The sequence below is a fragment of the Microlunatus speluncae genome (assembly GCF_009299835.1).
In the GTDB taxonomy this organism is placed as follows: Bacteria; Actinomycetota; Actinomycetes; order Propionibacteriales; family Propionibacteriaceae; genus Microlunatus; species Microlunatus speluncae.
Genome location: NZ_VKCZ01000001.1, coordinates 192,298 through 213,105 on the forward strand (window position 1 = coordinate 192,298; position 20,808 = coordinate 213,105).

Genomic DNA, 20,808 nt, shown 5'->3' on the forward strand with positions numbered 1-20,808 from the left:
CACCCGAGTTGTCAGAACTGAGTTGTGCTATGACGCAACTCAGTTCTGACAACTCGGTGCCAGGGCGGTCTCAGCGATCGCGTACGCCTCGAGTGGTGACGTTGATCAGAACCGCACCGGCGGCGAAGATCAACCCGGCGACGGCGAAGGGTGCGGGCAGTCCCAGGCCGGTCGCCAAGGGTCCCGCGATGGCGGCGCCGATCACCAGGCCGACCAGCGCGGAGAGCTTGAACAGGCTGTTGATCCGGCCCCGGATGGCCTCGGGCACGCTGCGTTGCCGGAGCGCTACGCCGCAGACATTCCAGACGGTGGCGTGCAGGATGTAGCCGGCCAGCAGGGCACCGGCCAGGAAGGGATTGTCGGTGAGAAAGAGTCCGAGCATGGTTGCGGAGCCGAGGGCCAGGCTGCCGGTCAGGATCCAGCGGTAGCCGATCAGCTGCCGCAGCGGTGCGGCGACGACGGAGCCGACCAGGCCGCCGAGGGCCGAGACGGCGAGCAGCACGCCGTAGCCGGTCGGATCGAGTCGCAGCACCGTGCCGGCGTAGAGCACCAGCAGGGAGAATGTTGCCAGGTAGGCGACGCTGGCCAACCCGTTCATGATCGCAAGACTGAGCAGCTGTCGATGACCGCGCAGCCAGGTCGCACCCTCGATCGCGTCCCGCCAGAATCTGGTTCGCGAAGACCTCGACTCCTCGACGACTCGGGCCCGTCGTCTCGGGAGAGCGAGGAAGAACATCCCGGCGGCCGCGTACAGACCACCGGTGACCGCGATCGGCGCAGCCACGGCGATCCCGAACAGCAGGCCGCCGAGGGGCGGGCCGACGAACTCGTCGGCCACCAGCTGGGTGGTCGCGATCCGACCGTTCGCCCGATCCAGATCGTCGGCCGGGACGATCGACGGCAGGACGGAGAGGCCGGCGTTGTCCGCCGCGGTCTCGAGGATCCCGACGACCGCGAAGACGAAGTAGAGCAGGGGAATGGACCCGTGGCCGGAGGCGAAGATCGCCGCCAGGCCGACGAGCAGCGCACCCCGCGCCAGGTTGGCGATCAACATCAGCCGACGGTGATCGATCCGGTCGACCAGGACACCGATCGGCACCACCAGGACCATCCGGACCAGTGAATACGCCAGACTCAGACCAGCGATCAGCGTCGGGTCCGTCGTCAGGGTCGTGGCGACCAGCGGAATGGCGACGAAGGTGATCCCGTCGGCGAGATTGGCCGAGGCGTTGCCCGACAGTAACCAACGAAAGCTGCGTCCCAGCGGCACCCAGGCACCCTAATGCGCCGCCGTCCGAGAATCACGTGAGTTAAGCCTCGACCTCAGCTCGGTCGGCGCAGGGCGAATCTGACTCCTTGATCATCGGTGCAGACAGCGAATCGCCCGAACCCCTCGTCCTCGACCACCGGGCCGTGCACCTGACCGCCGAGCTCGGCGACCCGACCGATGGCGGCGTCGAGATCATCGACGTCGAGGAACACCAGCAAGCCGGGCTGCGGATCCTCGCCGTGCAGGCCGATGTCGAGGGTTGGCGTGCTGACGGATCCTGGGCCCGCGGCGCCGGAGGGCCGCCAGCCGAGGAGGGCGCCGTAGAAGGTCCGAGCGGCGTCGGCGTCGGGTACGCCGAGTTCGATGTAGCTGGGTTGTCCGTTCATGGTGTTTCTCCTTCGCTCGCAGGGCTGTGGAAGCACCAGGGATGTCCGTCAAGATCAATTACGGTCAGTTCCCAAACGCCATAGGAGGTCGGGTACGGACCGCGGACCTGAGCCTCATTGCAGTCACGTAGGCGGTCGGCGATCGTCGAGACATCGTCGACTGTGACCACGACCATCGCTGAGGCGGTGCCGGATCGGGCCGGAGGTTGCAGGCCGGTGGTCGCCTGATGCAGTTGGATCAAGCCCCGGCTGGTCACGACCGAGGCGACTCTCGGGTTGATGTCCGGTCGAGCTGTCGAAGCTCTCGGACCGGGCTCCAGTCCGAACTTCTCGATCAGCCAGCGCTGGGCTGCGGCGACGTCAGAGGAGGCCAGCAGGGCGACCGCCTGCTCGGCACCGTACGGCTGATCGGTGAGTCGGGCGGCACGCGACAACAGGGCGAGCGGATCGGCACCGTCGTCGTCTCCGACCAGGTTCGTCGCTTCCTCGGACTCCACGGATCCACCCTAGAACCTGACGTGGCGTCGGATTCAAGACTCTCGCCTCGCTCGCTGCCCGGCCTTGCCTTCGAGCGCGGGCGAAGGTCTAGCGTGCGGGACATGACCACTACCTTGATCACCGGCGCGAACAAGGGCCTCGGCTTCGAGACGGCACGCCAGCTCATCGCCGCTGGTCACGTCGTCTACCTCGGCAGCCGGGACGAGGAGCGGGGCCGGCGGGCCGCCGCTGAGCTCGGTGCCCGCGCGATCCGGATCGACGTGACGGATGACGCGTCGGTGCTCAGCGCCGCCAAGATCATCGAGCGGGACGGTGGCCTCGATGTGTTGATCAACAACGCCGGCATTGCGCCCGAGTGGGGAGATGACGGCACGGTGATCGGAGCGGCCGAGCTCACCGCCGAGCTGATGCGCGAAACCTTCGACACCAACGCGTTCGGTCCGGTCCGGATGCTGCGCGCCTTCCTTCCGCTGCTCCAGCGATCCGCGGCGCCCGTCGTGGTGAACGTGAGCAGCAGCCTGGCCTCACTGTCCCGGGTCGCGACCCCGGGCCGTCCCGGGCACGACTATCCGGGTGTCGCCTATCCGGCGTCGAAGGCGGTCGTCAACATGATCACCATTCAGTACGCGAAGGCGTTCCCGGGCATCCGGATCAATGCCGTCGAGCCCGGCTTCACCAGCACCGATCTCAATCGGAACGCCGGCCGGCAGACCGTCGCGGAAGGTGCCGCGATCATCGCCCGGATGGCGCAGACTCCGCCCGACGGCCCGACCGGGACCTACGTCGACGCCACGGGATCGCTGCCCTGGTGATCATCCCGCCAGCTCGCGGCCGCCCGGATGCGGGCGGCGAAGGCGTGTTGCTCAGCCAGCTCGACCGGACGGAGCCGGTGCTCGCCGCGGTTGAACGCGTCGCCGTCCCACCGCGGAATCACGTGCAGGTGCAGGTGCCAAACGTCCTGACTGCCCGCCGGTTCGTTGTGCTGACGTAACGACGTGCCGTCGCACCCGTCGACCTCGACCAGGGCGCGGGCGGCTCGGCGGCAGGTCGCGAGCAGTGGCCCGGTCAGCCGGTCGGGCAGTTGGTAGAGATTCTCGACATGATCAACCGGAATGACCAGGAGGGTGCCGGGATTGGCCTCCCACCAGTGCGCCGAGACGATCACCGCTGTCGCCTCATCCCGGTAGACCAGGTTGTCCTGGGTGCTGATCGGCGTCGATCCACCGGACAGCAGGCGACAGAACGGGCAGTCATAGCCGACCGGCTCGTGCGATCTCCACATCCTTCGGAATCTAGTGCCCTGCGCCCGAAGTTCGCTACATAATTCAGCGCGCTGAAGTGGCGATCTGCCGCGTTCTCCTCCGTCGCGGTACGACCCGGTAGCACTCCATCGTCGGCCTTGCAGCTCACCACTTCATCCCACTGACTTATGCACCGAACTTCGGGCGCAGGGCACTACCTCCGCTGCTGATCATGGTCAGTGTGGTCTTGGTCACAGAAGTCGTGCATTGAGGTCCGGTTCCGTGGTGAGCTTCGCCCGATCAGAAGGGAGTGCTCGATGGAATCACGCGACGAGCTGGACGCGGTGCTGGCGGAATGGCGGACGCTGTTGGGTGATCATCCGACGGCGGAGAAGGTCCCGCACCGGGGCCTGTGGTGGGTCACGGCCGCCGACGATCGCCGCTACGTACTCAAACGGCTGGGCCCCTGGCGCAATCTCCCGCTCGCCGACGAGGCCCGGGTCCTGCGGCACCTGTCCACGAGCGGAGTGCTGGTGGCGGAGTTCTTGATCACCGAGCGGGCGGCTCTGCTGGCCCACCCGGCGGAGCACCCGTACGTTCTGATGCCGCTCCTGCCGAACGACCCCTTCACCGCGACCGAACTCGTGGACCTGGAGGAGCGCATCGGCGCCGCCGTCGCCCACCTGCATCGGGCCCTGGCGAGCTATCCGTGGCCGGCCAACTCCTATCGGGAGCGGCTGATCGAGACCGTCCAGGGTGAGCTGAGGCTGCCGACCGAGCTGCACCGGTCCTTCGCCCGCTGCCGCGAGGCCTTGGTCGCAGTGCTGGCGGAGGTCCCGCTTCAACTCGTGCACGGTGATCTGACGCCGGGCAATGTGCTGGTGCGACGCCCGGGTCAGGTGTCCGGCTTCATCGACTTCGATCACCTGCCGCTGGCGCCGCGGGTCTGGGATCTCGGCAAGTATCTGTCCCGCCGATTCCGGCGCACCGGTCGCGAGGCGGCGTTCACCCCAGCCGAAGGGCTGCGGCATGTCGTCGGGTTCCTGCGCGGCTACCAGAAGATCAGCCCGCTCTCCGCGGCCGAACTGGCGGCGGTCCCGCTGACCATGATCGCCGGGAACGTGATCGAGGCCAGCTACTTCCAGCAGATCCTCTCCGGTGAGCTCGACCGGCGCCGGCTACCCGATCATGAGGAGGTGCTCCGGGACAGTCTCGAAGCGGCCCGATGGCAGCTCGCTGAACTGGCGGCCATCCGCTCGGCCGTGATCGGCGACGATCCGGAACCAGCTGTCGAGTTTTGACGTTGCATGCCTTGGTCGCTGACCAAAAGTTCCACTTCTCTTGACATGCAAACATCAATCGCCACAGGATGTACAACGTTACACAGATTTCGGGTGCCGCTTCGGATCGGGTGAGCTGGCAGCTGCGGATGAGCGCAACGAGGTGCGTCGCCGTCGGCCGCCCGACCGAGGCTGGACCGACCGAGATGGACTCGGGGGACAGGGTTGTCGCCAGGTGTGCAGCGCTCCTCCCGTCGTCCGGCAGAGCTGTTCCTCTTCCAGACCAAGGAGACGCTTCGATGAGATCCTCACAGTTGCGGCGGTTGGTGATCATGATGGCGATCGTGCTGGTCGGTGGGCTCGCCCTGCCGGTCGGCTCGGCCTCCGCCAACACCATCGGCGATTCGCTCTACACGACCAACGGCGACGGCGTGACCTATGCCCGGGTGATCCGGCTCGCGGACTCGGGATCCGCCAACGGACGACTGCTGGCCACGTTCGAGTACGCGCCGGCCGGCGGCGGGGCGGCCAACGTCCCGATCCGGGAGAGCCGGGACGACGGCAAGACCTGGACGACGATCGCCGAGGTGCCGGACGGCATGACCGGCACCGGCCATCCGGCGATCAGCGTCTACCAACCGATGCTGTACGAGCTGCCGCAGCAGGTCGGCGACTACCCGGCGGGCACCCTGCTGCTGACCGCGAACATGATCGGCAGCGACAACTCGACCAACTTCCAGCTCTGGCGCAGCAGTGATCACGGCGTCACCTGGGACTACGTCAGCATGTACCAGTACGCCCGCAACGCCGACCAGGGCGGCAACGATCCCGGCATCTGGGAGCCGTTCCTGAGCCTGAACGGAGACGGCGATCTGGTCGCCTACTTCGCCGATGAACGGCAGCGATCTTCGTACTCGCAGTTCGTCGGTCACATCGTCTCCAACGACGGCGGCGACACCTGGAGCGCCAACCCGGACGGCAGCACCAACTACGCGCCCGGGCTGGTCAAGGACGTCGCGACCACGGCGACCCAGCGACCCGGGATGCCCACTGTGACCCAGTTGCCGGACGGCACCTTCGTGCTCGGCTACGAGATCTGCGCGTCCAGCCGGGGTGCCTGCGAGGCGTACATCAAGAAGTCCACCGACGGCGGCAAGACCTGGGGTTCGGGTCCGGCCGACCCCGGCACGTTCGTCACGACGACCGACGGCCGCTATCTGGGCTCGAGCCCATACGTCGTCTGGAGTCCCGGCGGCGGACCGAACGGGCAGTTGTTGATGGCCGGCATGCGGACCCGGTTCGTCAACGGCAACGCCTTCGCCCCCGAGGACTACGAGTCGGTCTTCGTCAACACCAACAACGGCGACGGGCCGTGGTCCTGGTTCCCGGCACCGCTGCGGATCCAGGCGCCGGCCGGGCCCGACAACGGACTGGCCAACTACAGCCCGAGTCTGCTGCCGTCGGTCGACGGCACCGAGGTCCGCTACACGGCGCCGTCCTACACCAACCCGAAATCGGAACGGACGCACAGCGCCAACGCCGGAGTGCTGCCGTACGCCGCACCGTGGGCCCAGTCGGAGTCGGGCTGGAAGCACTACGGCGGGATCTGGCAGCTCGCCGACGGGGCGCTGACCGAGAGCTCCGCCGGTGCCGGCAACAAGTCGATCGCCGGTTCCACCGGCTGGAAGAATTACGTCCTCCAGGCCGACGTCCGCCTCGCCACCACCAACGGACACGCCGGGCTTCTCTTCCGGGTCAGCGATCCCGCGGTCGGCACGGACGCGCTGAAGGGCTACTTCGTCGCGATCGGCGGCGGTCTGCAGTTGGGCCGGATGAATCACAACTGGACCTCGTTGGCGACCGCACCGATCGCGGGCGGCGTGCCGGCGGGGGCCTGGTTCCGGGTCCGGGTCGAAGCCGAGGGCTGTACGTTCACGATCACCGCGACCCCGGTGGCCGGTGGCGCACCGACCACCCTCACCCATACCGACAGTGGTTGTCATGCGGCCGGCGCGGTGGGCCTGCGGAACTTCGGCACCGCGGCCTCCTGGCGCAACCTGACCGTCCAGCCGCTCTGACCAACCGCCCGTGACCGCGCCGAACCGGAGGACATCATGATCAACAATCTGCTGGACCGACGGCGGTTCTTGATCTTGACCGGTGGCGTGGTCGCGGCCGCGGTCGGTGCCCAAGCCCTGTGGCAGCAGCGGGCGGCCGCACTGAGCCTGGACGAGGCGCCGTTCACGCTGGGTGTCGCCTCGGCCGACCCGGACGCCGGCAGTGTCGCGCTCTGGACCCGGCTCGCCGTCGACCCGGCCGCGGCCGACGGCGGCATGCCGGACCAGGTGATCGACGTCGGCTGGGAGGTCGCGGCCGATGAGGACTTCACCGAGGTCGTCCGCAGCGGACAGGTGCCGGCGCGGCCCGAGCAGGTCCACTCGGTGCATGTCCTGGTCGACGGCCTGTCGGCGAACACCTGGTACTGGTACCGATTCACCGCCGACGCCGGGACCAGTCGGGTGGGCCGGACCCGGACCCTTCCCGCGGCGCAGCAGGACGTGGACCGGCTCCGGTTCGCCTTCGTGTCCTGCGCGGCGTGGACCGGCACCGGCCGCTACTCGGCCTACCGGGATCTGGCCGAGCAGGACCTTGATCTGGTGCTGCACCTCGGCGACTACATCTATGAGACGGCCCCGGGCAGCCTGGCCGAGTTCCGTCGGCTGCATGCCTTGTACAAGTCCTCGCCGGACCTGCGGGACGCGCACGCCAGGTTCCCGTTCATCACGGTCTGGGACGACCATGAGGTGCTGAACAACTGGGCCGATGATCATCAGGCCAGCCCGGACGGGCTGCCCTGGGCCGAGCGGCAGGCCAACGCGTTCCAGGCCTACTACGAGCATCTGCCGATGCGGACCCAGCCGAAGGGCGCGGACTGGCAGATCTACCAGCGGTTCCGGTGGGGCGGGTTGGCCGAGTTCTCGGTGCTGGACACGCGGCAGTATCGCAGTGATCAGGCCTGCGGCGACGGGATGAATACGCCGCCCTGCGATGCGATGTACGACGAGGCGCGGACGATGACCGGTCCGGAGCAGGAGCGGTGGCTGCTGGAGGGGGTGGCGACGTCGACGGCGAAGTGGAACGTGATCGCGCAGCAGACGATCTTGGCCAAGTTCGACTACGATCTCGGGCCGGGACTGGCGTACAACCTTGATCAATGGGACGGCTATCCGGCGGCGCGGCAGCGGATCATCGACGCGATCGCCACCCATCGGCCGTCTAATCCGGTGATCATCGGCGGTGACTGGCACTCGGCCTGGGTCAACGACGTCTTGATCGACTTCGACGATCCCGGGTCGGAGGTGGTGGCGACCGAATTCGTCACGACCTCGATCTCGTCCGGGATCGGCTGGGACGCCGCGGTCCGGCAGGGCCTGCCGGCCAACCCGCACGTGCAGTTCTACGAGGGCGGCTATCGCGGCTACACCCTGTGCGAGGTGACGCCGGAGCGTTGGACGTCGAAGCTGCGGATCGTGATCAACGCCGGTGACGGCGCGTCACCGGCCTCGACCGAGGCGACCTACGAGGTGCGCGACGGCGTGCCCGGGGCGGTCCGGGTCGGCGGCAGCGACGGCGTCGCCGGCGTGGTCAGCTCCGGCGATCAAGCGTTGTTGAACGCCGAGATCCTGGTCCGCCGCGCCGACGGATCGATCCTGGCTCGGGTCCCGACCGACGGCAGCGGCCGGTGGCACCAGTTCCTACCGGCCGGCGACTACGTGCTCGGAGCGCACGCGGTCGGCTACGAGTCGGCTGACGATCGCCCGATCACGATCGAGCCGGGCGGCACCGTCGACGGCGATTTCGCGCTGGCCCGGATCGAGGGCTCGTTCGCCGCGGCCGGTCGATCCCTGCCGGGCCCGTACGCGGAGGGGACGGCTGCCGACCTCATGATCGGCAACGGCGAACTGGCGCTGACCGTCGCCCGGGAGTTCGCCGATCCACAGTTGCCCAACGCGACTACGGGTCAGCCGATCAACCTGGCGGCCGTGCGCCATCTTGATCAACTCGACTGGATCAATCTCGGCCTGGTCGCGAGCAGCAAGCCGGAAGGTACGGAGGCCTGGCAACGCGGGCTGGTCCGCTGCGACACCGTGACCGTGGCCGACGCCGCGGGCGTGATCAACACCTCCGGGGTGGCCGCCGAGCTGACCGGGGTCAGCGTCGCCACCAGCTATTCGATCACCGCCGGCCAGGCCTGGATCACCGTCGCCAGCCGCTACACCAACCAAGGCTCCGCCCCGGTCACGGTATGGGTCGGCGACGCCATCGACCATGACGGCCCCGGCCAGCGCAGCGGCATCCCCGGCCACGGCACGATCACCAAGCCGTACGGCGAACCGGCGGCCTATCAACCGGCGCGGCCTTGGATCGGGATGACCGGCTCGGACCGCCAGGTCTACGGCATCATCTACGACGACGCCGACTTCACCGGCTACGGCAACGGCAACTGGATCATGAGCCAACGCCAGGTGACCCTCCAACCCGGCCAGGCCTGGACCTTGCAGCGCCGGATCGCCGCCCTGGACAGCGGCGATGATCCCGACGCCTGGGCCGTCCTTGATCAACTGCTGGCCTGATCGGGCTTGCCCCCTTCGACAGGCTCAGGACATGCTTCGACAGGCTCAGGGAACGGAAAGTCATGCGGGGCTCAGGGAACGGACAAGCGCGAGTCAGTCCCGGCCGAAGAGGTCGCGGGTGTAGACCTTGTCGGTGACGTGGTCGAGCTCGGGGGAGCGGCGGTTGGCGACGATCAGATCGGAGCGGGTGGTGAAGGCCGTCAGGTCGCGGACGATCTCGGTGCCGAGGAAGTCGTCGGACTCGAGGGCCGGCTCGTAGATCACCACGGAGACCCCCTTGGCCAGGATCCGCTCCATCACGCCGACGATGCTGGATTCGCGGAAGTTGTCCGAGCCCTCCTTCATCACCAGCCGGTAGAGGCCGACCACCTGCGGCTGCCGGCGCAGGATGTCTTCGGCGATGAAGTCCATCCGGGTCGCGTTGGAGTCGACGATGGCCTTGATCAACGTCTGCGGCACGTCGCGGTAGTTGGCCAGCAGTTGCTTGGTGTCCTTGGGCAGGCAGTAGCCGCCGTAGCCGAACGACGGGTTGTTGTAGTGCGCGCCGATCCGCGGATCGTGGCCGACGCCGTCGATCACGGCCCGCGGGTCGATGCCGTGCGACAAGGCGTAGGTGTCCAGCTCGTTGAAGAAGGAGACCCGCATCGCCAGATAGGTGTTGGCGAACAGCTTGATCGCCTCGGCCTCGGTCGCACCCGTGATCAACACCGGCACGTCGGGCTCGAGAGATCCTTCGACCAGCAGGTCGGCGAACCGCCGGGCCGGCTCGGGATCGCCGCCGACCACGATCCGGCTGGGATGCAGGATGTCGTGCAGGGCCCGGCCCTCGCGGAGGAACTCGGGTGAGAACAGGACCGTCAGCTCGGGGTGCTCGGCCGTCATCCGGGCGATGAAGCCGACCGGGATCGTCGACTTGACCACCACGACAGCGGCCGGGGCCAGCTCGGCCACCGCGGTGATCACCGACTCGACCGACGAGGTGTCGAAGAAGTCGCGGTCCGGGTCGTAGTTGGTCGGCGTACCGATCACCACCACCTCGGCGCCGTCGTAGGCCTCGGCCGGGTCCAGGGTGGCGATCAGATCAAGATCACGATCGGCCAGGTAGCCGTCGAGCAGCGAGTCCATGATGGGCGATCGGCCACGGTTCACCGGATCGACCCGGGCGGGCTCGACGTCGAGTGCTCGGACCCGGTGCCGGGCGGCGAACATCACGGCATAGGAGAGTCCCACGTAACCCAAGCCCACAACGGCGATTCGCATGCCGCTCAGCGTACTCAACCCCTTCGATCATCGCTGCGGAGTGGTGCCGGGGGGCAAGTGTCTGTTCGTTCCTGAGCTTGTCGAAGGGCTCGGGTGATGTGGCCTGCCCTTCGACAAGCTCAGGGAACGGAACGGGCGGATCAGCCGGGACCGAGCAGTTCCAGCTCGGCGAGAGCGGCGGGCGCGTCCCCCACCGCCGCGGTGACGGCCAGCCGGTAGTGCGCGAACGCGCCGGGCTCGGTGATCGAGAACACGCGGGTCTGCCGGCGCCAGGGGAAGGATTCACCGTCGCGTCGATCGATGGTCACCCAGGCGGCGCCGTCGGGCGAGGCCTGGAGTTCCCAGGCCGACGGATCGCCGCCGGAGCGCGCCGAGGTGAGGGTGTAGGAGTGAGCCGTACGGGCGGCGCCGTCGGTGAACCGCCAGGTCACCGTCGGCCGATCACCGGCCAAGATCAATTCGGTGTCGGAGGTGTCGTCGAAGAGGGCATCGGCCGGCGCGCCGTCCGGGCCGGTGGCGTCGCCGTTGTCGAGCCGGGTGAGGTCTCGCATCGGCGCGGGCGGCTGATCACCGACGGTGATCGACTCCGGCTCGGCGGCCGGACCGGTGGCCCAGCCGGACGGCTCCGGCCCGAGGTCGAACCGCAGGTTGGCGCCGTCGGTCAGCACCGACTGCGCCACCTCGGTCCGGTCGTAGGGCTCACCGTTGATCCGAAGCCCTTGCACATAGACGTTCTGCGGGCTGTTGTCCGACGCCTCGATGACGATCTTGTTGCCACCGGTCAGGTTCACGGTGGCGGACCGGAAGAGCGGCGAGCCGATCACGAAGGTCGGCGTGCCGACCCGCAACGGATAGAGCCCGAGTGCGTTCAGCACGAACCAGGCCGACATCGAGCCGGTGTCCTCGTCACCGGCATAGCCCTGACCGATGTCGCCGCCGACGAAGAGCCGGGCCAGGCCTTCCCTGATCTTGGCCTGCGCCTGATCCGGCCGGCCGGTGAAGTTGTACATGTGCGGGATGTGGAAGGCCGGCTGATTGCTCAACCCCCATTGGCCCAGCTGCACATTCGCGGCCTCGCGCTGCTCGTGGATGATGCCGCCGTACGAACCGTAGTCCTGCATCCGTTCCGGCGTGGTGAAGAACTCGTCCAGCTTGGCGCGCAGCGCGTCCCGGCCGCCGAGCAGATTGGCCAGCCCTTGTCCGTCGTGCGGCACGGCGAACGCCATCCCCCAGCCGTTGGTCTCGGTGTAGTCGTAGCCCCAGGTCTTGGGGTCGAACTCGTCCGGTCCGAGCCGGCGGCGCCCGTCCGCCGTCCGCCCCTGGAAGAAGCCGGTGGCGGGATCGAAGAGGTAGCCGTAGCCCAGTGATCGATTCAGGAAGTAGTGGTGCTCATCCAGATAACGCTGAGTGCCGGTCCGCTCGTGCAGGGCCCGGGCCAGCCTGGCGATGCCGAAGTCGTTGAGGAAGTTCTCCAGCGCCTCGGCGGCGCCCTCGTCCGGCGTCCCACCCTGCCGGGCGCCCATCGCCGACAGCGCCGTGTAGCCGAGGAAGATCGAACTGGCCAGCCCGGGCCGGCCCAGCCGTTTGTCGTCGGAGACCACGGTCGCGTTCTTGATCGCCGACTCGTACGCGCCCTCGATGTCGAAGTCGGTGGCGCCGCGGAGATAGGCGTCGGCCAGCGCGACGTCGGAACTGGTGCCGACCATGCCGATGCCGAGCCGCCCGGACTCGCGATAGGAGGTGACGATCCCGTCCAGCAGCCGGGCCGTCTTGGCCGGGTAGAGGAGCGCGAGCGCCGGCCAGGTCGTCCGATAGGTGTCCCAGAATCCGGTGCTGCGGTAGAGAATTCCTGGCAGCACCTCGGCCCCGGTGTGGGTCGCGGTGCTGTCGCCCTCGTCCGTCGGTCCGGCGCTGACGTGCTGATAGACCGGCCGGTCGGCGGTGCCGGCGTTCTCGAAGCGGGAGTTCTGATACAGGCTCATCCGGTAGAGGCAGGAGTAGAGCGTGGTGAGCTGCTCGGGCGTCGCGCCCTGCACGTCGGTGATCACGCCGAGGGTCGCGTCCCATTCCGTCTGCGCGCGTTCGCGGACCGAGTCGAACGTGTCGTCGGCGCCGAGCTCCAGTTCCAGGTTGTGCTCGGCCTGGTCCAGGCTGATCCGCGAGGTGGCGATCTTCATGATCACGGCCCGGGATTCCGTTGTGGCGAAGCGGAAGTAGCCCATCCCCCCGCGTTCGCCCTGCAGCGAACCGCCGCGTACCACCGGCCGGTCGAAGGTGGCGACCAGGAACATTCGGCCCTCACCCTGCCCGGTGTGCCCGCTGAGCCGGCCGCCTTCGGCGTCGAGCCGCAGGCTGCCGGAGTACCGCTCGAGATTGTCGAAGATCAGATTCGCGTCGTCGCCGGGAAAGGTGAACCGGAAGATCGCGGCGTGATCGGTCGGGGCGACCTCGGCCCGCAGCCCGTTGGCGCACGTGACGGAGTAGTAGTGGGCGTGGGCGATCTCGTCCTCGTGCCGGAACGGGAGCGCCCGCTCGGCATGATCAGGATTGGGCACTCCGGCGTCGGTCGAGGGCATGATCTGGAAGGTGCCATGATCAACTCCCCACGGATAGGCGATGTGGCTCAGCGACAGCGCCTGCAGGGTCGGCCGGTTGAGGGCGTCGTTGTGCTGCTGGTATTCGTACAGCCATTTCCGCGAGCCGGCGTTGGTCACCGGGGTCCAGAAGTTGAAGCCGTGCGGGACGGCGACCGCCGGGATCGTGCCGCCGCGGGAGAAGGCGCCGTTGGAGTTCGTGCCGCGTCGGGTGTCGACCCACTCCGACAGCCGGGCCCGGACCGCCGGCTCGGGCGTCGCGGTGATCACCAGGTCGTCGACCCAGCCGGCAAAGGATCGTTCGTCGCCGGTCCGGTCGTAGCTGAGCAGGATCCGGGTGATCGTCTTGCCGGCCGCCACCCGGCCGATGTCGGAGCGGACCGAGTTCCACTGGTTGGCCAGCAGCACTCGGGCCCCGCCCTGGTCGGCCGCCGTCAACCCGAAGCCGTGTTGATCGGTGGCGCCGAGCTGATGCAGATAGCTGCCGTCGGAGAAGGCCAGATCGACCGCGACGAAGGAACCGGGCGCCGGCAGCTCGGTGCCGTCACTCGGGTCGGCCGGGATGATCTTGTACGACAGCTGCGTCGTCGCGGTCACCTCGAGTCGCACCGCGAACAGCTCGTTGATCGAGTACGCCCGCCCCGCTGACCGGTGCCGACCGGCGTAGGCCAGCGACCTGACCCCGCTGAAGCCGACGTGCCGCTTGGCGGTGTAACCGCTGCTCGGTCCGTCGGCGGTGTCGGTGCCCATGCCGGGGGTCGGGTCCGTCGCGCTCAGCGTCACCCCGGCACTGTCCTCGACCGCGTCCGGCCGGCTCCCCGGCGGATCGCCCGCCTCCCACGAGGTGCTGAACTCGGTGCCGACGATCTTCGACTGGGCGGTCCCGGTCGCTGCTGCCATGGATGGATTCCTCCGCTGGAACGGGTCGGGGTCGAGGTCGATTCTCGCCGCTGCCCGCCGGGCGGCGACCGGTGGGGTGGCCGATTGATCACGATTCGAGAGGTCACAACCGGAGATTCTGGCTAGCGTGGCCCCCATGGACATCAGCATTCACACGAGTTTCCTGCCGCACGTGGATCCGGAGGCCTCGCTGGGCTTCTACCGCGACGCCCTCGGCTTCGAGGTCCGCGCCGACGTCGGCCAGGGCACGATGCGCTGGATCACGGTCGGGCCGGCGGACCAGCCCGGCACGTCCATCCTGCTCGGGCCGCCGGCCGTCGGCAACGACACCACCGACGACGAGCGCCGGACGATCTCGGAGATGATGGCCAAGGGCAGTTTCGGCTGGATCCTGTTGGCCACCAAGGATCTCGACGGCACCTTCGCCAAGGTGCAGGCCGGCGACGCCGAGGTCGTGCAGGAGCCGACCGAGCAGCCGTACGGGATCCGCGACTGCGCCTTCCGCGACCCGGCCGGCAACCTGATCCGGATCCAGGAGGTGTCCTGACCTTGGCGACGACCCAGAGCCAACGCGACGCCTTCGACGAGTCCGCTCCGGTCTACCAGTCCGCCCGGCCCGCCTACCCGAGCGAACTCTTCGACGAGTTGATCACGCTGACCAAGATCACCCCGGCGGCCGAGATCCTGGAGATCGGCGCCGGGCCCGGCCTGGCCACCGTCGACCTGGCCCGACGCGGTTTCAAGATCACCGCATTGGAGCCGGGCGAGCGGCTCGCCGAGCAGGCCCGGCACAACCTGGCCGCCCATCCGGCGGTCTCGGTGATCACCAGCGGCTTCGAGCCGTGGCAGTCGCCGGCCGGAGCAACGTACGACCTCGTCTTCGCCGCGAACGCCTGGCAATGGGTCGACCGCGAACTGCGCTGGGCCAAGGCCGCCCGGCTGCTCACGCCCGGCGGTCACCTGGCGATCTTCGGCGCCCACCATGCCTTTCCCGACGGATTCGATCCGTTCTTCACGGAGATCCACCAGGTCTACGTCGAGCTCGGCGAGGCGGTCGGCGACTGGCCGCCACCGCCGCCCCGATTGGTCAACGGAGACCTGATCGACGAGGGGATCGCCTCCGGCCACTTCCGGCGGGTGGCGCAGCGGATGTTCGTCTGGCCGGTCCGCTACACGGTGGACAGCTATCTCGCCTTGCTCGACACGTTCGCCAACCACATCGTGATGGAGCCCGCGAAGCGGCAGCAGCTCTACGCCGAGGTGCGGCGCCTGCTGGCCCAGCGGCCCGACGGGCAGGTGACCCGGCACTGGATCTCCCAGCTCGCGGTCCTGCAACACGTACCGGGTGAAGCTCAGAAGTAGGTCGGCTGCCGCGGGACGTACGGCTGCTCCAGGGCGGTGATCTCGTCCTCGGTCAGCTCGAGGTCGAGCGCTGCGACCGCATCGGCGAGATGGTGCGGCTTCGTCGCGCCGACGATCGGTGCGGCGACCACCGGATTCTTCAGCACCCAGGCCATCGCGACCTGCGCCATCGACACCCCGCGGGCCGCCGCGATCCGCTGCACGGCGTCGACGATCGCCTCGTCGGAGGGCAGGAACAGGGGCCGCCCGAACATGTCGACCTCAGGGTTGGCCGCCGACCGCTCGGTGCCGCTCTCGCCCCAGGGCCGGGCGACCCGGCCGGCGGCGAGCGGACTCCACGGGATGCTGCCGACCCCTTGGTGGGCGAGCAGGCCGAACATCTCCCGCTCCTCCTCTCGATGGATCAGGCTGTATTGATCCTGCATCGAGACGAACCGGGTCCAGCCGTGCAGGTCGGCCGCGTGCTGCATGGTCGCGAACTGCCAGGCCCACATCGACGAGGCACCGAGGTAGCGCACCTTGCCCGCCTTCACCACGTCGTGCAGCGCCTCCATCGTCTCCTCGATCGGCGTCTGCCGGTCGAAGCGGTGGATCTGGTAGAGATCGATGTAGTCGGTGCCGAGCCGGGTGAGCGACGCGTCGATCTGCTCCAGCACCGCCCGGCGGGAGAGCCCGGCACCGCCCGGCCCGTCGCCCATCGGTTGATAGAGCTTGGTCGCCAGCACGATGTCGTCGCGGCGGGTGTAGCGCTGCAGCGCGCGGCCGACGATCTCCTCGGAGGTGCCGTGGCCGTAGATGTTGGCCGTGTCCCAGAAGGTGATGCCCAGCTCCAGCGCCTGCCGGAAGATCGGCTCCGCCCGTTCGTCGTCCAGGGCCCACCGCGCTCGCGTACCGTCGCCGAAACTCATGCACCCCAACGCGATCCGGCTGACCTTCAACCCGGACGATCCCAATCGCACCTGCTGCATCTGCACCCTTCCTCACGACGGCCCTGCGGCCAGTCAACCGCGCCGACCCGGGGCGTGCCAGGGCCTGTCGAGCCAGGCACTGGCAGGGCCTGTCAGCCGGTCCGACCGGCTCAGATCCGGGACTTGCGCAGCGAGTGCCAGACGGCACCGGCCAACGCGCGGGCCGAGCGGGGGACCGAGAGGTGCTCGTGCTCGCGATAGAGCGCCCAGTTGTGCGGGACGAGGGCCAGCTTGTTGGACGACAGCGAGCCGGCGCGCTGGGACCGATAGACCGCCAGCGGCTCGCGCAGCCCCTTGGCCCGGGTGCCGTCGCGCATGATCGACAGCCACAGCGCGTAGTCCTGGCGCTTCGGCATGTCCGGCATCAGCCGGGTGCCGAGCACGGTGCGGTCGTACATCGCGGTCAGCGCGCCGATGTGATCTTGAGTGAGCATCGCGTTGTAGTCGACCTCGTCGCGGGCCCAGACGACGCGCCCGTTCGGGGTGAAGTCGGCCGCCTCGCCGTCGTACTCGGCGTGCATCTTGTAATAGGACGTGTACGTCAGCGGCGCGCCGGCCGTGGCCGCGAAGGCGAGCTGCTGCTCCAGCTTGGCCGGCAACCAGAGATCGTCACTGTCCAGGAAGGCGACATAGTCGCCGCGGGCCCGGGCGATGGCCAGGTTGCGGGCGCGGGCCGCACCGCCGCGCTCCGGCGCCGGCTCGGGCAGCACCCGTTCGTCCTGCCGGGCGAACTCGGCGAGCTGTTCCATCGAGCCGTCGGTCGAGCCGTCGTCGGTCGCCAGCAGCTCCACCTCGGCGTGGCTCTGGGCCAGCACCGAACGGACCGAGGCCCCCAGGGTGTCGGCGGAGTTGTACACCGGCATGATCACCGACACGAGTGGCACGAATCTCCCTTTCCGCAGTCGGGCTCGGACCGGGTGGCTCGAGCACGCCGACATCGTAGTCGCGGCAGAGGGGCCCTGGCTCAACCTCCCATCCGGGCGGTGGATCCGCTGAACTGGGCGTCGAACGTATCGAGCGAGGAGCACACCGTGATCGAACGAAATCTTGGCAGCAGCGGCCTGACCGTGTCCGCGATCGGGCTGGGCTGCATGGGCCTGAGCCACGGCTATGGTCCGCCGGTCACCGACGAGGACGGCATCGCGCTGATCCGGCGGGCGGTCGACCTCGGCGTCACCTTCTTCGACACCGCGCAGGTGTACGGGCCGTTCACCAACGAGACGCTGGTCGGCCGGGCCCTGGCGCCGGTCCGGGACAGGGTGGTGATCGCCACCAAGTTCGGCTTCGCGTTCGAGGGCGGCGGCCGGTCCGGGCTGAACAGCCGGCCCGAGCAGATCAGGGCCACGGTGGAGGATTCGCTGCGCCGGTTGGATCTGGAGCGGATCGACCTGCTCTATCAGCACCGGGTCGATCCGGAGGTGCCGATCGAGGACGTGGCCGGCACGGTGCGGGAGTTGATCACGGCCGGCAAGGTGGCGCACTTCGGGCTGTCCGAGGCCGGGGTCGACGTGATCAAGCGGGCCCATGCGGTGCAGCCGGTGGCGGCGCTGCAGAGCGAGTATTCGCTGTGGTGGCGCGAACCGGAGCGGGAGATCCTGCCTGCGCTGCTCGAGCTCGGCATCGGATTCGTACCGTTCAGCCCACTGGGCAAGGGATTCCTGACCGGAGCGATCACCAGCTCGACCTCGTTCGCGGACGGTGACCTGCGGGGCCGGCTGCCCCGGTTCACCGAGCAGGCGCGGACGGCGAACCAGGGTCTGGTTGATCTTGTGGCGGCGGTGGCGCAGCGTCGGGACGCGACGGCCGCGCAGGTCGCGCTGGCCTGGGTGCTCGCGCAGCACCCGACGATCGTGCCGATCCCCGGCACCACCAAGCTCAACCGGCTGGAGGAGAACACCGCCGCCGCCCGGGTCGAACTGACCGCCCAGGATCTGGATGACCTCACCGAGGCCTCGGCGGGGATCGATCTCGAGGTCGACCGCTATCCCGAGCAGATGCAGCGCTGGATCAACCGCTGACCGCGCGCCCTGATGTCCGGAATCGACCCGACGTCGAGAAATACCGGCCGATTCGGGCCGTTTCGACGCACGTCGGGTCGATTCCGGACAGAGCCGGGCGATCACCGCTCCGACGGTGCCGGGTCGGCGAGGCTGGCCGACCAGCTGGCGAGCAGGTCGAGGGCGTCCTGCGATTTCGAGCCCGCGTCCGCGGTGTAGATGATCAAGGTCAGTTGCGGGTCGGCGGTCAGCTGCATCGCCTCGAAGTTGAGGTCGAGGGCGCCGACGACGGGATGGTGCAGCCGCTTCTCGCCGGCCCGGTGGGCGAAGACGTCGTGCCGGGCCCAGCGGGCGGCGAAGTCGGGGCTGCGCATGCACAGCTCGCCGACCAGGTCGGTCAGGCCGCGGTCGAGCGGGTTCCGGCCCGCCTCGGCGCGGAGCCGCGCGGCGATGTTGTCGGCCGTCTGCTCCCACCCGACGTAGAAGTCACGAGCCCGGGGATCGAGGAACGCGAACCGAGCCGTGTTGGCCGGCCGGACCGGGTCGTCGAAGACCGGCGCGTAGAGGGCGGACCCGAGCTGGTTGGTCGCCAGCACATCGGCCCGGGCGTTGCGGACGACCGCTGGCGCCATGATCGCGTCCAGCATCCGTTGCACCTCCGGCCGTACCCGGGCCGACCGCGACCGGGGCAGCCGCCGACCGGTCGCGTCCCGCCCGGCCTGCGCGAGGTCGAACAGGTGGCCCCGTTCGGTCTCGTCCAGCCGCAGCGCGCGGGCCAGCGCGTCGATCACCGCCGGCGAGGCGCCGGACAGGCCACCGCGCTCGAGCCGGATGTAGTAGTCGGGGCTGACCCCGGCCAACAGCGCCACCTCTTCCCGGCGCAACCCCTTGACCCGGCGAGTCCCGTGCGTCGGCAGCCCCACCTGCGCGGGCGTGAGCCGGGCCCGGCGCGAAGCAAGGAACTCGCGAATCTCGGCCCGGGAATCCATGCCGACGACGCTAGCCGCCGGGGCACCCGGAAACCAGGCACCGGCAGTACCTGCCATGACGGCGATCAGACGCGCGGCACCAGCCGGCCGACATGTCGCGCCGCCACCACCGCACCACCCTCGCGGACGAACTCGCCCTGCAGACCCTCGAACGGCCCGCCGATGACCCGGAACCGTTCCTCGGCCAGCATGCCGATCGGGAATTCGAGGGTCTCGCCGGGACCGTCGCCGTCGGACACGGTGCCGTGGATGATCAGTCCGGTGCCGCCCACGACGACCCGCAGCTCGATGCCGTCGGTGCGATAGATCCCGACGTAGGGAGCCAGCTCGTCGGGACCGAGCCGCAGCTGTTCGGGCGGCCGTTCGACCAGGCCGAGCCGCGTCTCCAGGACCCGGCGCAGGATCCGTTCCGCCAGCTCGCGGCCGTTCGGGGTGGCGTTGGTCAGCACGACGATCGCGAAGTCGCGCTCGGGCAGCACGGTGACCGAGGAGTGCTGGCCGGCGACGTCGCCGTGATGCTCGACCAGCCGTACGCCCTCGATCGCACGCAGCATCCAACCGATCCCGACCCCCACGCCCGGCAGGATCTCGTGACTCGTCGTCGGGTGGTGCATCGACCGCAGCCGGTCCGCGGCGAGCAGCCGGGTGCCGGCGGCCGACCGCCCGTCGCCGAGCTGGAACCGGGCCCAGCTCAGTTGATCACCGAGGCTCGACGCGAACCGGGCGCCGGCCGGGATGTAGCCCCGCGGATCGCTCCAGGGCCGGGTCACCGACACCTGTCCGTCGGTCGCCCCGTTGGCCCGATGGCCGGCGGCGAACGGCTCGGTCATGATCGAATTCAGCGAGGTCAGCGTCCGGGTCAACCCGAGCGGGTTCAGGATCAACTCGGCCAACGCTCGCTCGAACGTCGTGCCGGTCACCTTCTCCACCACGCGACCGGCGAGCACGAAGGCGGCGTTGTTGTACGAGGCTCCCGTACCCGGGGCGAACTGCTGCGGCAGGTCGGCCAGCAGCGCGGCGGCCCGTTCGAGCGCATCGTCGCCCTCGCCCGTGTCGACCCAGGTGTCGCCGCCGTCCCAGCCCGCGGTGTGGTTGAGCAGGTGTCCGACGGTCAGCGTCTCGGCCGTGCCGTGGTCCTGCAGTCGCAGCTCGGGAACGTAACGGCGGACCGGCTGGTCGAGCTCGACCCGGCCCTGCTCGACCAACACCATGATCGCCGTCGCCGTGAAGGTCTTGGCCGTCGACCCGATCTGGAACAACGTCGCCTCGTCGACCGGCTGACCATGATCGACACTGGTCACGCCGTAGGTGACGATCTCGCGCTCGCCACCATGATCGATTCCGACCGCGACCCCGGGCACCCCCAGCTCGCGTGCCGCCTCCGCCACCTCGTCCTCGAGGATCCCTTGCTGAGCTCGCATGAGGGGAC

The 20,808-nt window shown here is 69.0% G+C and carries 17 protein-coding genes; 7 read left to right on the top strand and 10 right to left on the bottom strand.

The window, feature by feature from the left end; genetic code table 11:
* Positions 1-70: 70 nt before the first annotated feature.
* Genes FNH24_RS00885 through FNH24_RS00895 form a run of 3 tightly spaced genes read right to left on the bottom strand, consistent with a single transcriptional unit; the run spans position 71 to position 2,153 of the window.
* The gene (locus FNH24_RS00885) at positions 71-1,270 is read right to left on the bottom strand and encodes an MFS transporter (protein WP_152360243.1); all 1,200 of its coding nucleotides are present in this window, start codon (positions 1,268-1,270) and stop codon (positions 71-73) included.
* 53 nt (positions 1,271-1,323) lie between these two features.
* Complete coding sequence (locus FNH24_RS00890; RefSeq protein WP_152360244.1) at positions 1,324-1,656, bottom strand: VOC family protein; 333 nt, start codon at positions 1,654-1,656, stop codon at positions 1,324-1,326.
* On the bottom strand, positions 1,653-2,153 hold the full coding sequence (locus FNH24_RS00895) for a hypothetical protein (protein ID WP_152360245.1): 501 nt from the start codon (positions 2,151-2,153) through the stop codon (positions 1,653-1,655). The genes FNH24_RS00890 and FNH24_RS00895 overlap by 4 nt, the downstream gene beginning before the upstream one ends.
* A 102-nt stretch (positions 2,154-2,255) precedes the next feature.
* Between FNH24_RS00895 and FNH24_RS00900 the strand changes: the two genes are divergently transcribed.
* Entirely contained in the window at positions 2,256-2,966 is a 711-nt protein-coding gene (locus FNH24_RS00900) for an SDR family NAD(P)-dependent oxidoreductase (RefSeq protein WP_152360246.1), read from the top strand.
* Here FNH24_RS00900 and FNH24_RS00905 read toward each other — a convergent pair.
* Positions 2,933-3,436, bottom strand: a complete 504-nt coding sequence (locus tag FNH24_RS00905) for an HIT family protein (protein WP_152360247.1) — start codon at positions 3,434-3,436, stop codon at positions 2,933-2,935. The two genes, FNH24_RS00900 and FNH24_RS00905, sit on opposite strands and share 34 nt — an antisense overlap.
* Positions 3,437-3,712: 276 nt before the next feature.
* Here FNH24_RS00905 and FNH24_RS00910 point away from each other — a divergent pair, with 276 nt between their 5' ends.
* From FNH24_RS00910 to FNH24_RS31300, 3 genes are all read left to right on the top strand, one after another.
* Entirely contained in the window at positions 3,713-4,696 is a 984-nt protein-coding gene (locus FNH24_RS00910) for a phosphotransferase enzyme family protein (RefSeq protein WP_152360248.1), read from the top strand.
* A gap of 278 nt (positions 4,697-4,974) precedes the next feature.
* Entirely contained in the window at positions 4,975-6,753 is a 1,779-nt protein-coding gene (locus FNH24_RS00915; RefSeq protein ID WP_152360249.1) for an exo-alpha-sialidase, read from the top strand.
* 36 nt (positions 6,754-6,789) lie between these two features.
* On the top strand, positions 6,790-9,309 hold the full coding sequence (locus FNH24_RS31300) for an alkaline phosphatase D family protein (protein ID WP_161605942.1): 2,520 nt from the start codon (positions 6,790-6,792) through the stop codon (positions 9,307-9,309).
* 93 nt (positions 9,310-9,402) lie between these two features.
* Here the strand turns inward: FNH24_RS31300 and FNH24_RS00925 are convergent, their stop codons facing one another.
* The gene (locus tag FNH24_RS00925) at positions 9,403-10,569 is read right to left on the bottom strand and encodes a nucleotide sugar dehydrogenase (protein WP_152360250.1); all 1,167 of its coding nucleotides are present in this window, start codon (positions 10,567-10,569) and stop codon (positions 9,403-9,405) included.
* 140 nt (positions 10,570-10,709) lie between these two features.
* Positions 10,710-14,063, bottom strand: coding sequence for a GH92 family glycosyl hydrolase (locus tag FNH24_RS00930; RefSeq protein ID WP_217427983.1), 3,354 nt, complete (start codon positions 14,061-14,063; stop codon positions 10,710-10,712).
* A gap of 136 nt (positions 14,064-14,199) precedes the next feature.
* On the opposite strand from FNH24_RS00930, the gene FNH24_RS00935 reads away from it, so the two are divergent.
* Complete coding sequence (locus FNH24_RS00935) at positions 14,200-14,610, top strand: VOC family protein (RefSeq protein ID WP_152360251.1); 411 nt, start codon at positions 14,200-14,202, stop codon at positions 14,608-14,610.
* Between the two features lie 2 nt (positions 14,611-14,612).
* A complete protein-coding gene (locus FNH24_RS00940) occupies positions 14,613-15,425 on the top strand; it encodes a class I SAM-dependent methyltransferase (RefSeq protein WP_152360252.1) in 813 nt (270 codons plus the stop codon).
* Here FNH24_RS00940 and FNH24_RS00945 read toward each other — a convergent pair.
* Positions 15,416-16,393, bottom strand: coding sequence for an aldo/keto reductase (locus FNH24_RS00945; RefSeq protein WP_152360253.1), 978 nt, complete (start codon positions 16,391-16,393; stop codon positions 15,416-15,418). The genes FNH24_RS00940 and FNH24_RS00945 overlap by 10 nt on opposite strands.
* A 110-nt stretch (positions 16,394-16,503) precedes the next feature.
* Complete coding sequence (locus FNH24_RS00950; protein ID WP_152360254.1) at positions 16,504-17,277, bottom strand: glycosyltransferase family 2 protein; 774 nt, start codon at positions 17,275-17,277, stop codon at positions 16,504-16,506.
* A gap of 147 nt (positions 17,278-17,424) precedes the next feature.
* On the opposite strand from FNH24_RS00950, the gene FNH24_RS00955 reads away from it, so the two are divergent.
* Positions 17,425-18,411 carry an aldo/keto reductase gene (locus FNH24_RS00955; RefSeq protein WP_152360255.1) on the top strand — a complete coding sequence of 329 codons (987 nt, stop codon included), beginning with the start codon at positions 17,425-17,427 and terminating at the stop codon, positions 18,409-18,411.
* Positions 18,412-18,512: 101 nt separating this feature from the next.
* Here FNH24_RS00955 and FNH24_RS00960 read toward each other — a convergent pair whose 3' ends face one another.
* Entirely contained in the window at positions 18,513-19,379 is an 867-nt protein-coding gene (locus FNH24_RS00960) for a helix-turn-helix domain-containing protein (protein WP_152360256.1), read from the bottom strand.
* 65 nt (positions 19,380-19,444) lie between these two features.
* Entirely contained in the window at positions 19,445-20,800 is a 1,356-nt protein-coding gene (locus tag FNH24_RS00965; protein WP_152360257.1) for a serine hydrolase domain-containing protein, read from the bottom strand.
* Between the last annotated feature and the right edge of the window lie 8 nt (positions 20,801-20,808).